10 protein-coding genes and 2 pseudogenes are annotated in these 14397 nt (G+C 61.3%); 8 read left to right on the top strand and 4 right to left on the bottom strand.

Going from position 1 to position 14397, the window contains the following annotated elements:
- Positions 1–7: 7 nt before the first annotated feature.
- The 4 genes from FBY10_RS24490 to edd are packed head-to-tail and all read right to left on the bottom strand — an operon-like array spanning position 8 to position 5013.
- Positions 8–1477, bottom strand: coding sequence for an ATP-binding protein (locus tag FBY10_RS24490; protein ID WP_145337851.1), 1470 nt, complete (start codon positions 1475–1477; stop codon positions 8–10).
- Positions 1467–2201, bottom strand: a complete 735-nt coding sequence (locus tag FBY10_RS24495) for a response regulator (protein ID WP_024077192.1) — start codon at positions 2199–2201, stop codon at positions 1467–1469. The genes FBY10_RS24490 and FBY10_RS24495 overlap by 11 nt, the downstream gene beginning before the upstream one ends.
- 32 nt (positions 2202–2233) lie before the next feature.
- A complete protein-coding gene (locus FBY10_RS24500; protein ID WP_145337850.1) occupies positions 2234–3190 on the bottom strand; it encodes a glucokinase in 957 nt (318 codons plus the stop codon).
- A complete protein-coding gene (edd, locus tag FBY10_RS24505) occupies positions 3187–5013 on the bottom strand; it encodes a phosphogluconate dehydratase (RefSeq protein ID WP_131697922.1) in 1827 nt (608 codons plus the stop codon). Before edd ends, FBY10_RS24500 begins: the two co-directional genes overlap by 4 nt.
- A gap of 221 nt (positions 5014–5234) precedes the next feature.
- On the opposite strand from edd, the gene gap reads away from it, so the two are divergent.
- The 8 genes and pseudogenes from gap to FBY10_RS32300 all read left to right on the top strand — a co-directional run.
- Complete coding sequence (gene gap, locus FBY10_RS24510) at positions 5235–6236, top strand: type I glyceraldehyde-3-phosphate dehydrogenase (protein WP_145337849.1); 1002 nt, start codon at positions 5235–5237, stop codon at positions 6234–6236.
- 142 nt (positions 6237–6378) lie between these two features.
- Entirely contained in the window at positions 6379–6897 is a 519-nt protein-coding gene (locus FBY10_RS24515) for an RNA polymerase sigma factor (protein ID WP_131697924.1), read from the top strand.
- 74 nt (positions 6898–6971) lie between these two features.
- On the top strand, positions 6972–7940 hold the full coding sequence (locus FBY10_RS24520) for a FecR domain-containing protein (protein ID WP_145337848.1): 969 nt from the start codon (positions 6972–6974) through the stop codon (positions 7938–7940).
- Between the two features lie 117 nt (positions 7941–8057).
- Positions 8058–10622: a TonB-dependent receptor gene (locus tag FBY10_RS24525; RefSeq protein WP_145337847.1), complete on the top strand. Its 2565-nt coding sequence runs from the start codon at positions 8058–8060 to the stop codon at positions 10620–10622.
- A gap of 135 nt (positions 10623–10757) precedes the next feature.
- Entirely contained in the window at positions 10758–11366 is a 609-nt protein-coding gene (locus FBY10_RS24530) for a biliverdin-producing heme oxygenase (protein WP_131697927.1), read from the top strand.
- A 172-nt stretch (positions 11367–11538) separates the two neighbouring features.
- On the top strand, positions 11539–11940 hold the full coding sequence (locus tag FBY10_RS24535) for a YbaN family protein (protein ID WP_145337846.1): 402 nt from the start codon (positions 11539–11541) through the stop codon (positions 11938–11940).
- Positions 11941–12221: 281 nt separating this feature from the next.
- Positions 12222–13313, top strand: a pseudogene (locus FBY10_RS32295) (chemotaxis protein); the annotation flags it as partial.
- A 375-nt stretch (positions 13314–13688) separates the two neighbouring features.
- Positions 13689–14219, top strand: a pseudogene (locus tag FBY10_RS32300) (methyl-accepting chemotaxis protein); the annotation flags it as partial.
- Between the last annotated feature and the right edge of the window lie 178 nt (positions 14220–14397).

Raw genomic sequence — 14397 nt, forward strand, 5'->3', positions numbered from 1 at the left:
GTGTATTTCAGTCCAGGGTCCGGGGCAATTGCAACGTCACCCGCAAGCCCCCCTCACGCAGATTCTGCAAGCTCACTTCACCGCCATGGCTGTGCGCGATGTTACGGGCAATACCCAAGCCCAAACCGTAACCCTGCTGCTGGCCGGCCAGGCGAAAGTGCGGTTCGAAGACCTGTTCCAGGCGCTGTTCCGGCACACCAGGGCCTTCATCGTCGACGTGGAGGATGAACTCTGCGCCATCGTCCTCGATACGCAAATGGGCGTTCTGCCCATACTTCAAGGCATTGTCGATCAGGTTGCCGATGCAGCGCTTGAGCGCCAGCGGCTTACCTGGGTAAGCCGCCACCGCTGCGCCGTCCAAGGTGACCCGGCCATTACCGTTGGGCGCCACATAAGGCTCCACCAGGCATTCGAGCACATGGTTGAGGTCGACCGGCTGGATGTTCTCGTGGATATCGGTGTCTTTCACACATTGCAGCGCGCCTTTGACCAGCAACTCCAACTCATCCAAGTCACGGCCAAACTTGGTTTGCAGGTTCTCGTCTTCGAGCAATTCCACGCGCAGGCGCAGGCGGGTAATCGGTGTGCGCAGGTCGTGGGAAATCGCGCTGAACAACTGGCTGCGTTCCGTGAGGTAACGGCTGATGCGTTCGCGCATGGCATTGAACGCGCGGCCCACTTCCACCACCTCACTGCCGCCGCCTTCGGCCACCGGTTCCACATCGGCACCCAGGGACATGTCCCGCGCCGCCCGCGCCAGGCGTTTGAGCGGCCGGCTTTGCCAGTGCACCAGCAGACCGATGAACAGCAGCAAAAAGCCGCTGGTCAGCACGATAAACCACACCTGCTGGGACGGCAGGCCCTGTTCTTCCAGGCTGGTGTAGGGCTCGGGCAACAGCGAAGCAATGTACAGCCATTCGCCGGGGGCGAGTTCGATCTGGGTCACCAATACCGGCGGGTTGACGGGTTCCAGGGTCAGCGCGTAATGCGCCCAGGAGCGCGGCAACTCATCCAGTTTCAAGCCGGCGTTGAAGATGCGCAGGTCTTCAGCGCTGACGAACTCCACCGAGATTGGCACGTTGGCGCCCAAGGTCTGGCGCAGCACTTCATACACGGCCACCAGCACCGCCTGTTTACGCGGGGTTTGCGGCAGCACTTGCATGTCCAGTGGCCGGTCATTGAGGGTCACGACAAAACGGGTGCCGCCCATGCTGCGCAACTGGTCAAGGACCAACGGCCGATAGGCCACCGGCAACGAACGGAAATAACTCACACTGGCGGTCATCGAGTGCGCCAGGCTACGTGCGCTGGTGACCAGGCCTTCTAGCTGGGTGGCACGCAACTGCGAAACCCAGATCACGCTGGACAGCGCCTGGGCGAACAGCACCGCGAGCAAGGTCAGCAGCAACATGCGCCCCAGCAATGAGCGCGGGACCGGGAAGCGCCGGCGGCGCTCGGTCAGCAGTTCAGTGGGCATTGCCGGCAACCACGCTGGCTGCCAGTTGATAACCGCTGCCGCGCACAGTGCGGATCAGCCTCGGGGGTTTTTCGGTATCACGCAGGCGTTGGCGAAGGCGGCTGACAGCCATGTCGACGATACGGTCCAGCGGCATCAGGTCACGGCCACGGGTGGCGTTGCCGATGGTGTCACGGTCGAGAATCTGTTGCGGGTGATCGAGAAACAGCTTGAGCAGGGCAAAGTCGGCACCGGAGAGGATCACCTCTTCGCCATCCACGTGGAACAGCCGGTGACTGATCATGTCCAGACGCCATTCATCGAACACCAGCACATCGCCATTTCCGCTGCGCTCCTGGCCGAACTGGCAGCGACGCAACAGGGCCTTGATCCGTGCCTGCAACTCGCGGGGGCTGAACGGCTTGCCGATATAGTCGTCAGCCCCCAGTTCCAGGCCGATCACGCGGTCGGCTTCGTCGGAACTGGCGGTGAGCATGATGATCGGCACCTGTGCCTGGCGCGGGTGCTGGCGAATCCAGCGACAGAGGCTGAAACCGTCTTCGTCCGGCAGCATCACATCAAGGATGACCAGGTCGCACGGTGCCTCGTTCATCGCCTGGCGGAACCCCGCGCCGTCCGGCACGCCACGCACCTGGAAACCGGCGCGACTGAGGTAGGTTTGCAGCAATTCGCGGATTTCCTGGTCGTCATCGACGAGGAGAATCGATTTACTGATTACGCTCACGGGGTCCTCCTTGTTGTTATAGGTGATGCGGATCAGGCAAACGCCTGTTCCAATGCGACGCCAGCCCCGGTCAACCCGGAATACGGCGCGGTCACCAACCACACCGGAATGCCTTTGAAGTAGTCGCTCATGCAGCCTTTGTCACTGAAGCTCTTGGCAAATCCGCTGTTGATGAAAAAGTCGGCAAACCGCGGAATCACCCCACCCACGATATACACCCCCCCGCGTCCACCGGTGGTCAGCACATTGTTGCCCGCTACCCGGCCCAGCCAGATGCTGAATTGATCCAACACTTCCATGGCCACCGGGTCGCCGGCCAGGCCCGCCGCCGTGATGGCTTCGGGCGTGTCGAGCACCGGTGTGTGGCCATCGACCGCACAAATCGCCCGGTACAGCCGCGGCAGACCGCCACCGCTCAAGGCCGTTTCGGCGCTGACGTGGCCGATCTCGTTGTAGATATGCTGCCACAGCTGGGTTTCCCGTGGGCTGCTCAGGGGCAGGTCGACGTGGCCGCCCTCCCCTGGCAACGCCGCGTAACGACCTGCGCCGAGGTCCAGCAGGGTACCGACACCCAGGCCGGTGCCCGGACCGATTACCACCGCCGGACGCAACGGTTCCGGCGTGCCTTCGCAGACCACGCGGAATTCGTCGGATTTAAGGCGAGTCATGCCCAGGGCCATGGCCGAGAAGTCATTCACCAGCAGCAGCTCATCCACTTGCAAGGCCTGGCAAAACGCAGTCTTGCTCAGGCGCCAGTGATTGTTGGTGAATTTAAATTCATCCCCGCTCACCGGCCCGGCGACGGACAGGCACACCGCACCGATGTCGCCGATTTGCAGGCCTTCTTCCTTGAGATAGACCTTGATCGCGTCCTCAGGGCTTTGGTGATCAGCCGTGGCATGCACCCGAATCGAATGCAGTGCCTGATCTCGCCACAACGCAAAACGGGCGTTGGTACCCCCGATGTCACCGACCAGCGCTAGCTTCACTTAAGCGTCTCCAAGGCAGAGGTAAAGGCGCTGGCGCCCTGCTCTGCGGAGCTTGCGGCCAAGCGCATAAATGCAAACAGCTCGCGACCGGCCCCCACGTTATTGCCCAACAGGCCCGTGGCAGGCGTGCGCGCTGCAAATTCTTCGGCGTCCACCTTAAGCTCCAAGGTGCCTTTGACGCCATCGACGCGAATGATATCGCCATCTTTGACCCGTGCCAGTGGCCCGCCGCTCTGGGCTTCGGGGTTGACGTGAATCGCGGCGGGGATCTTACCCGACGCGCCGGACATACGCCCGTCTGTCACCAGTGCGACTTTGAAGCCACGGTCCTGCAACACACCGAGGAACGGCGTCATCTTGTGCAGTTCCGGCATGCCGTTGGAGCGCGGGCCCTGGAAGCGCATGACCGCGACGAAGTCTTTTTCCAGCTGGCCGGCCTTGAACGCATCGGCCAGGTCCTGCTGGTCCTGGAACACCACCGCCGGTGCTTCGACAATCTGGTGCTCCGGGGCCACGGCGGAAACTTTCATCACGCCCCGGCCGAGGTTGCCTTCCATCACACGCAGGCCACCTTCCGGCGAGAACGCGCGCGCCACGGGGCGCAGGATGGTTTCGTCGAGGCTTTCGATCGGGCCGTCGCGCCAGACCAGCTCGCCATCGACCAGGAACGGTTCCTGGACGTAGCGGCTCAGGCCCTTGCCGGCCACGGTATTGACGTCATCGTGAAGCAGGCCGGCTTCGAGCAGCTCGCGAATCAGGAACGACATGCCGCCCGCCGCCTGGAAGTGGTTGATGTCGGCCTTGCCGTTTGGATACACGTGGGACAGGGTCGGCACCACCTCGGAGAGGTCGGCCATGTCGTCCCAAGTGAGGATGATGCCCGCCGACATGGCGATGGCCGGCATGTGCAGGGTGTGGTTGGTGGAGCCGCCCGTAGCGTTGAGCGCAACGATGGCGTTGACGATGGATTTCTCATCGACGATCTCGCCGATCGGCGTGAAGTTGCCGTTGGCCTTGGTCAGGCGCGTGACCTGGTGCGCGGCTTCGCGGGTCAGGGCGTCACGCAGCGGCGTGTACGGGTTGACGAACGAGGCGCCCGGCAAGTGCAGGCCCATCACTTCCATCAGCAATTGGTTAGTGTTGGCGGTGCCGTAGAACGTGCAGGTGCCGGGGCTGTGGTAGGACTTCATCTCCGATTCCAGCAGCTCTTCGCGGCTGGCCTTGCCTTCGGCGTAGCGCTGGCGCACGTCGGCCTTCTGCTTGTTGGAGATGCCCGACGGCATCGGCCCGCCGGGTACGAAGATCATCGGCAGGTGGCCGTAGCGCAGCGCGCCCATCATCAGGCCTGGCACGATCTTGTCGCAGATGCCCAGCATCAGCGCGGCGTCGAACATGTTGTGGGACAGCGCTACCGCCGTGGACATGGCGATGACTTCACGGCTAAGCAGGCTCAGCTCCATGCCGGGCTCGCCTTGGGTCACGCCGTCGCACATGGCGGGGGTGCCGCCGGCGAACTGACCGACCGAGCCGACTTCGCGCAGGGCTTTCTTGATCTGTTCAGGAAAATGTTCGTACGGCTGATGCGCCGAGAGCATGTCGTTATATGACGAAACAATTGCCACGTTGGCGGCGTTCATCATGCGCAGGCTATTTTTATCTTCGGTGCCGCAACCGGCCACGCCATGGGCGAAGTTGGCGCATTGCAGCTTGCCGCGCATCGGACCGTCGCTGGCTGCGCCGCGAATGAGCGCAAGGTAAGCCTCACGAGTGGCGCGGCTGCGGGCGATAAGCCGTTCGGTGACCTCAAGGACGCGGGGATGCATGTGTAGAACTCCAGGCTAACGGATGTGGCGACCTGAGTGTCTATGCTGATCAAACGCCCGCAGCTCATGGGATGGCAGAGAGTCGTTTGGATCATCGGACCAGTTGATTCAGGTCACTCGTTGTAGATTGAACAAAATATTGCCACTAAAAAGGCTTGTTTTCTATTTTTATGCGAATAATCTTGTAATTCTTACAACAAATCGACGACAGGCACTTTCCAATGACTCTTCGTATCGCAATCAATGGTTTTGGCCGTATCGGCCGTAATGTCCTGCGCGCACTGTATACCCAAGGCTATCGCCAGGATTTGCAGATCGTCGCCATCAATGATTTGGGCGACAGCTCGATCAACGCCCACCTGCTTAAATACGACACCGTGCATGGCACTTTCGATGCAGAGGTCGCCCACGATCAGGAAAGCCTGACCGTCAATGGTGACCGGATTGCCGTCAGCGCCATTCGCAACCCGGCCGACCTGCCGTGGGCGGCGCACAAGATCGACGTGGTGTTCGAATGCACCGGCCTGTTCACCGACCGTGACAAGGCTGCCGCCCATATTAGCGCTGGTGCACGCAAGGTGATCATCTCCGCACCGGCCAAAGGCGCGGACGCGACCGTGGTCTACGGCGTGAACCACGACATCCTGCGTCAATCCCACCAGATCATCTCCAACGCGTCGTGCACCACCAACTGCCTGGCGCCGGTTGCCCAGGTGCTGCACCGTGAGCTGGGCATCGAAAGCGGCTTGATGACCACGATTCATGCCTACACCAACGACCAGAACCTGACCGACGTCTACCACACCGACCCGTACCGCGCGCGCTCGGCCACCCAGAACATGATCCCGAGCAAGACCGGCGCTGCCGAAGCGGTCGGCCTTGTACTGCCGGAACTGGCAGGCAAGCTGACCGGCATGGCCGTGCGTGTGCCGGTGATCAACGTGTCGCTGGTGGACCTCACCGTGCAGCTGAAGAAAGAAGCCACTGCCGATGAAGTCAACGCGCTGCTCAAAGAAGCCAGCCAGCACTCGAAGATCCTCGGTTACAACACCCTGCCGCTGGTTTCCAGTGACTTCAACCACAACCCGCTGTCGTCGATCTTCGACGCCAACCACACCAAGGTCAGCGGCAAGTTGCTGAAAGTACTGGCCTGGTATGACAACGAGTGGGGCTTCTCGAACCGCATGCTGGATAACTGCCTGGCGCTGTGCAACGCCGAATAATGCGGTCCTGTGGGAGGGGCCAGTCGAATCGTCGCACTGCCCTCCCCCCACATTTGTTCTATGTAGACCCAGAGAAATAGCCACTTGCCATTTGAGTTGATGATAAGCATTATCATTAACTGCAAATCGGTCTGGTATCACTGTGAGCCAATCTCGCTTCAACCAAGTCTTTCTCACCCAACGGGTGATTCTGCTACGCACCTTGCAGCGGATGGTGAATAACCACAGCACCGCCGAGGACCTGTTGCAGGAAACCTACTTGCGCGTCACCCGAGCCCTCAGCGAGCGGCCGATCGATCACCTCGAACCCTTCGTCTACCAAACCGCGCGTAACCTGGCGCTGGATCACTTGCGTTCGCGCAGGATTCAGGCGCGCACGCTGCAGGAAGATGTACCGCTGGACATCCTGCAAAGCGTCGCCGCCCCCACCAGCACCCCCGAAGACGCAACCCAGGCCGAGCAATTGCTTGAGCACCTGAGCATCAGCCTCGGCCAGTTGAGCGCGCGCCAGCAGCAGATTTTCATCCTCAGCCGCCTGCACGGTTGCAGTTACCAGGAGATCGCCGATCAGTTGGACGTGTCCTTGAGCACCGTGCAAAAGGAACTGAAACTGATCATGGCTATTTGCGTAGGTGTGGCCGAAAGACTGGATCAGCCTTAAGCTTCAGCCGACAGAAGAGTGGACCCAAGCTGTAGGAAAGATGAATAGAACGTGGCGAAGACCCGAGGAACACCGTGACGGACCCGAATAAACTGCGCCCCCATGAGCTGGCTCATGAGGTGTTGCAAGACACGGCTATGGACCAAGCCCTCGACTGGCTGATCGCCTTGCAGTGTCCAGCGCCTGGGCAGCAGGCCGAGTTTGAAGCCTGGCTGGCCCAAGACCCCGCCCACGTCCACGCGTTCGGCAAGGCTCAGGCCGCCTGGGGTGGCGCGCCGGTGCACAGCGCCGCCGTCGCCCTGGCCGCGCCGCGCAAGCCCAGCGGCTGGCGCCGGATCAAGCCGCACTGGAAGCCGCTGGCCACCGCCGCCGTGCTGTTGATCGGCCTGTTCAGCTTCAGCAACCTGCCGGTGCGCCTGCAAGCCGACCATCTCACGGTGGTGGGCGAACGCCAGCGCCTGCAATTGGACGATGGATCGAAAGTGTTGCTGAACACCAATTCGGCGTTTTCCAGCAGCATCAAGGACCACCAGCGCATCGTCCGCCTGTACCAGGGCGAGGCCTTTTTCGAAATCATGCCCGGCCATGGCCTGCCCCTGGAAATCGACGCCGGCCCCGTGCGCGCCAGCGTGCGGGATACCGCCTTCGCCGTGCGCTACCTCAACGGCGAAGCCCAGGTGCAGGTGCAGCGCGGCGATGTCGACCTGAGCAACACCGTCGACGATGCCCGCGTACGCCTGAGCGCGGGCGAAAGCATCCGCATCGGGCCCAAGGGCTTTGGCCAACCGGCCAGGCTGGATGCCAACAAGGATCTGGCCTGGGTCCAAGGCCGGCTGATTTTCGAAAACTGCCCGATGAGCGAAGTGCTCGCCGAGCTGCGTCGTTACTACCCCGGCTGGATCGTCAACACCAACGACAAGCTCGCCAGCGTTGCCGTCACCGGCAATTACCGCCTCGACCAACCCCTGGACGTGGTGCGCTCCCTGGCCCACATCACCTCAGCGAAGTTGTCGGAATACCCTGCGCTGGTCATCCTCAACTAAATGAGAATTATTTTTACTCGATAGCCCTCGACGGTACGTCTCGTCTTAGCCAATGCAACTGATTCCTATTTGGTTCGGTTCGCAACTATAAGATTCGTACCTTCCGGAGCGCTCTCGATGTCCTCTCGTTTTAACCGCCGGTCCTCCTCGCCCGTGCTGTCGTTGCTGACCGCCGCCATCCTGCTGGCCGGTTCGCCAGTGATGGCCGCGACGGCCACCGAACCTGCCGCCCGCAGCCACGGCAACTACAGCTTCAGCATCGAGCAACAGCCGCTGGTCTCGGCGCTGAACGCCTTTACCAGCGTGACCGGTTGGCAAGTCGGCCTGCCCGCCGAGCTGGGCCAGGGCGTGTCGTCCCCTGGCGTGCGCGGCGCCCTGTCGCCGGAGAAAGCCCTGGACCGGCTGTTGGTGGGGACCAACCTGAGCTACCGCAAGCTGGGCAATAACAACATCGTCCTGGAAAAGCGCACGGCGGGCAGCACTCTCAACCTGCAACAGGTGACCATCAGCGCCACCCGTAACGAACAGGATGTGAACAGCGTACCGAGCACCGTCAGCGTGCAGGATCGCCAAGAGCTGGACCGCCTGAACGTCAACAACATCCGCGAACTGGTGCGCTACGAGCCCGGCGTCTCGGTGGGCGGCGCTGGCACCCGTGCCGGCAATGCCGGGTTCAACATCCGCGGTATCGACGGCGACCGTATCCTCACCCAGGTGGACGGTGTGGAAGTGCCCGACAACTTCTTCAACGGCCCCTACGCCAAGACCCGCCGCAACTACGTCGACCCGGAGATCGTCAAGCGCGTCGAGATCCTGCGCGGCCCGGCCTCGGCGCTGTACGGCAGCAGCGCCATCGGCGGCGCCGTGAGTTACTTCACCCTCGACCCGGACGACATCATCAAGCCCGGCCAGGACGTCGGCGCACGCCTGAAGACCGGCTACAGCTCCGCCGATGAAAGCTGGCTCACCTCCGGCACCGTCGCCGGCCGCGTGCAGGACTTCGATGGTTTGCTGCACCTGAGCCAGCGCAATGGCCATGAGACCGAGTCCTACGACGGCAACAACGCCACCGGCCTGGCCCGTACCGGCGCCAACCCCGAGGATGCGCGCACCACCAACGTGCTGGCCAAGCTCGGCTGGAACTATGGCGATGACAACCGCCTGGGCCTGACCTATGAAAAGTACAAGGATGATCGCGACGTCAACCTGAAGAACGCGGTGGGCGGCCCGTTCATCGGCGGCCGAGGCTTCAACCTCTACCGAGATCGTCGTGGTAACGACACCATTACCCGTGAACGTTTCGGCCTGGAAAACAGCTTCGCCCTTGAGTCGCCGATTGCCGACCGGATCAAGACCAGCCTCAATTACCAGATCGCCAAGACCGACCAGACCACTGCCGAGATCTATCAGTCAGGTCGTCGTGTCCTGCGCACCCGCGACACGCTGTACCAGGAAAAACAGTGGATTTTCGATGCGCAATTGGACAAAGCGTTCAGCCTCGGTGAAACCGATCACCAAGTGACCTATGGCACCACCCTCAAGCAGCAGAAAGTCACAGGCTCGCGCGAGGGCGGCGCGACCTGTGTGGCCGTCGGCAGCGGTTGCACCGCCATCGGCGCGCCCAGCCCGATTGCCACTGACAGCGTGAAGAAGTCCAGCGACTTCCCCGACCCGACCATCAACACGTATTCGCTGTTCGCACAGGACCAGATCACCTGGGACAAATGGACCTTCCTGCCCGCCGTGCGCTACGACTACACCCAGCTCAAACCCAAGCTGACCCAGGAGTTCCTCAACACCGTCAACCCGACAGGTGCGGACCCGGTGAGCGACAGGGAAAAAACCTGGCACCGTGTGACCCCCAAGTTCGGCCTGACTTACGCCCTGACGGATCAATACACCTGGTTCGGCCAATATGCCGAAGGTTTCCGTACGCCATCGGCCAAGGCGCTGTACGGCCGCTTCGAAAACCTGAACCTGGGCTACACCGTCGAGCCGAACCCCGACCTCAAGCCAGAAACCAGCAAAGGCATCGAAACCGGGATTCGCGGCAAGTTCGACGAAGGCTCCTTCGAGATCGCCGTGTTTTACAACAAGTACCGCGACTTTATCGACGAAGACAACGCCGTCGTCGGCGGCACCGTCGAACAGTTCCAGGCCGTCAATATCAAGCGCGCCACCATCAAGGGAGCAGAGGCCAAAGGGCGCCTGAACCTGGATCCATTCGGCGCCCCGCAAGGCCTCTACACCCAGGGTTCGGTGTCCTATGCCTACGGCCGCAACGACGATAACGGCGAGCCGCTGAACAGCGTCAACCCGCTCAAGGGCGTCTTCGGCCTGGGCTACGATCAGGACAACTACGGTGGCCTGTTGAGCTGGACCCTGGTGAAAAAGCAGGATCGCGTCGACAGCACTACCTTCCACGCGCCGGACGGCGACACCAGCGGCCCCTTCAAGACCCCAGGGTTCGGTGTTATCGACCTGACCGCCTTCTACAAAGTCACCAACGACGTGACCATCAACGGCGGCCTCTACAACCTCACCGACAAGAAGTACTGGAACTGGGATGACGTGCGCAGCTACGACAGTGTCGGAGAAGCCGCTGTGACCGGACCGGCCAACCTCGACCGCCTGACCCAGCCGGGCCGCAACTTTGCGATCAACGTGATCTGGGACATCTGACAAAGCTTCCCTCACCTCGTCGAAATTTCAGCGGCGAGGTGAGGATTTTTTACTGTGCCGCGTCTTCTTGTTCGTCTAGTTGATAACAGCTCTCTTTAAGGGCAACAAGGCGCTCCCCTTCTCAAGGACTTTTTCATGACCGCTTCTCCTACCGCAGAACGCCCAAGCCTGCGCTCCCAGCGCCTGAACCAGATCACCCACGAGCCGCACACCAAGCTGGATGCACTGGTCAAGGCCCACGCCCCGTTCGAAACCCAGGCCAACTTCGCGCGTTTCGTGGTGGCGCAGTACCTGTTCCAGTCGGAACTGGTGCCCCTGTACAACGATGCCGAACTGATCAAGATCGTGCCTGACCTGGCCGAACGGTGCCGCGCCGAAGCCGCCAGGCTGGACCTGGCAGACCTGGATACCGAAGTGCCTGCCCCGGTCGCGGGCGCACTGAAGAACCCGAGCAAGGCCGAAGCCCTGGGCTGGTTGTTCGTATCCGAAGGTTCCAAACTGGGCGCTGCGTTCCTGATCAAGCGCGCGGTAGGCCTGGGCCTGAGCGAAACCTTCGGTGCCCGCCACCTGGGTGAGCCCGCCGGTGGTCGCGCCGAAGGCTGGAAAAGCTTCACCCGCACCCTCGACGCCCTGGAGTTGAGCGCCGAAGAAGAAGCCGCAGCGGAAAAAGGCGCGGTGGATGCGTTTGTGCGCTTCACCGTGCTGCTGGAACAGGCGTACGCTAGCGCCCCTGAACTGGCCTGATCGCCCACATTGAAATGCAATCAACTGTGGGAGGGGGCTTGCCCCCGATGGCGGTGGGTCAGTGACCTATTTGTTGACTGATGCACTGCCATCGGGGGCAAGCCCCCTCCCACATTTTGATCGCATTTAAGTTCGGACTTTTTGTAAACCTTCCTCCAAGAAAAGCTTCACCATGACCGGCAAACCCCAATCCACCTCGAAAATCGCACAGATCCTCTTCGGCCTGCTGGCCTACGTCAGCCTGGGCATCGGGCTGGTGGCGATTGTGGTGCCGGGTTTGCCCACCACCGAATTCATCCTCCTGGCCGCCTGGGCCGCGACCAAAAGTTCGCCGCGCCTCAGTGCCTGGTTGGAAAACCACCGCCTGTTCGGACCGATCCTGTTCAACTGGCGCAACGGCAGGATCATCGCGCGTCGGGCCAAGGTCAGCGCCACCGTGAGCATGCTGCTGTGCGCCATCCTGATGCTGCTAATGCTCGACCACGGCTGGCCGATCTACCTGGCGATTGCCGGGATGAGCCTGGGCAACCTGTGGATCTGGTCACGCCCCGAACGACTCGCACAGCCCGTGTGACGCTGGCTGTAGGTGTTTTCCTACCGCCCATCGCCTATCTCTCATGAATTGATTTGTTACGCCGATGTTTCAGACATAGCGCTGAATGGACTTGGCCCTGGATTGCATGCATTTCCACACGCCCATTCGCGAGTGAACCTATGTTCGACACCCTCTCCATACGTTTGAAAATCGTGCTGCTGTCCGGGCTATGTCTGCTGGGCGTAATAGCGTTGATCATCAGCATCAACCTTTACGAAACCAACCAGAACGACCATCTGATCAGCGATTCAAGCTCGCGAATGCTCACCAGCAGCGTGCAGAACCTGCTGCAAGCCAAGGCAGCGGAGCAAGCCGTGCTGCTGCAGAAAACCTTTGGCGAAAATCTTACCGTGATCACGGCCATCGCCGATCAGGTCAAAGACCTGCGCAACCTCGCCACCAAGCGCTCGCTGGACCCCGGCGCCTTGCGTGAAGAACTCAACCAGAGCCTGAAAACCACCTTCGAACGCAACAGCAAAGTGCTGGGCATCTGGCTGGCGTTCGAGCCCAATGGCCTGGACGGCAAGGACAGCGAGTTCGCCAATGACAAGTCCCGCGCATCCAACGAAAAAGGCCGTTTCTCCAGCTACTGGAACCGCGTCGGGGGTGAAGCCTTGAACACCATCATGGTCGAGGAAGACCTGACCAAGACCACGCTCAACCTCAGCGGAACGCCCTACAACATTTGGTACACCTGCCCCCGGGACACCCGAAGCACCTGCCTGCTGGACCCATATGAAGACACAGTGACCGGCACACCGGTACTGATGACCACCATCTCCTTGCCGATGATCGTGGACGGTAAAGTCATCGGCGTGGTCGGTGTCGATATCGCCCTCAACACCCTGCAAGCCAGCACGGACGCCGCGCAAAAAGAGTTGTTCAACGGCGCTGCACACCTGGAGATCATTTCCAGCAACGGCCTGATTGCTGCCTACAGTGGCGAGCCCGCCAAGGTTGGGAAAAACCTGGTCGACACCCTCGGTGCAGAAGGCAAGGAGATCGTGCAACTGCTCGCCAGTGGCAGCTATGTCAACCGCGAACAAGGCGACACCATCTACGCGGTTTACCCGGTCAAGCCCATCGCCGATGCCAAAGCCTGGGGTGTAGTGATCAAACTGCCCAAACACGTGATGCTTGCCGACAGCATGAAACTTCAAGGCGTGCTCGACGCAGCCCAAGCCAGCGGCACCCTCAAGGCCCTGCTGGTCGGTGCCGCTGCCGGCCTGCTCGGTTTGCTGCTGATCTGGCTCACCGCCACCGGTGTGACTCGTCCGATCAACAGCGTCGCCGCCATGCTCAAGGACATCGCCAGCGGCGACGGCGACCTCACCCAGCGCCTGGCCTACGCCAAGAAGGATGAGCTGGGCGAATTGGTGAACTGGTTCAACCGTTTCCTCGACAAGCTGCAACCGACCATCGCCCAGATCAAGCAAAGCATCACCGAAGCGCGTGGCACGGCTGACCAGTCCTCGGCCATCGCGCGCCAGACCAGCGAAGGCATGCAGGTGCAGTTCCGCGAAATCGACCAGGTGGCCACGGCGTCCAACGAAATGAGCGCCACCGCCCACGAGGTCGCCAACAGTGCCTCCAATGCCGCCAGCGCGGCACGCGGCGCCGACCAGTCGGCGCGTGAAGGCATGTCGATCATCGAACAGAGCACCCGCGACATCACCACCCTCGCCGAAGAAGTCAGCAAGGCCGTGGGCGAAGTCGAAGCCCTGGCGGTCAACAGCGAACAAATCGGTTCAGTCCTGGAAGTGATCCGCAGCATTGCCGAGCAGACCAACCTGCTGGCGCTCAACGCAGCAATTGAAGCCGCACGCGCCGGGGAAAGCGGCCGGGGATTTGCGGTGGTGGCCGACGAAGTGCGCAACCTGGCCAAGCGCACCCAGGACTCGGTGGAGGAAATCCGCCTGGTGATCGAACGCATCCAGAGCGGTACCCGAGGGGTGGTGGCGACCATGCACTCCAGCCAAAGCCAGGCCCAGAGCAATGCCGGGCAGATCCATCAAGCCGTACAGGCCTTGGGCAAGATCAGTGACGCAGTGACGGTGATCAGCGACATGAACCTGCAAATCGCCAGCGCCGCCGAGCAGCAAAGTGCCGTGGCCGAAGAGGTCAACCGCAACGTCTCGGCGATCCGCACCGTGACCGAAACCCTCACCGGCCAGGCCACCGAGTCGGCGGCCATCAGCAGCCAGCTCAATGCCTTGGCCAGCCAGCAGATGAAACTCATGGATCAGTTCAAGGTTTAACAAACACCACAGGACCCATGTGGGAGGGGGCTTGCCCCCGATAGCGATGTGTCAGCTACAGATGAGGTGACTGACACACTGCAATCGGGGGCAAGCTGAACTGGCCTAATGATTTTGGACACTTCAATCGGGCGCTATGATAGCGCCCAAATCTGAGGTGTTTGGATATGCGTAAATC

Origin of the sequence: Pseudomonas sp. SJZ103 (assembly GCF_007828335.1) — a bacterium.
In the GTDB taxonomy this organism is placed as follows: Bacteria; Pseudomonadota; Gammaproteobacteria; order Pseudomonadales; family Pseudomonadaceae; genus Aquipseudomonas.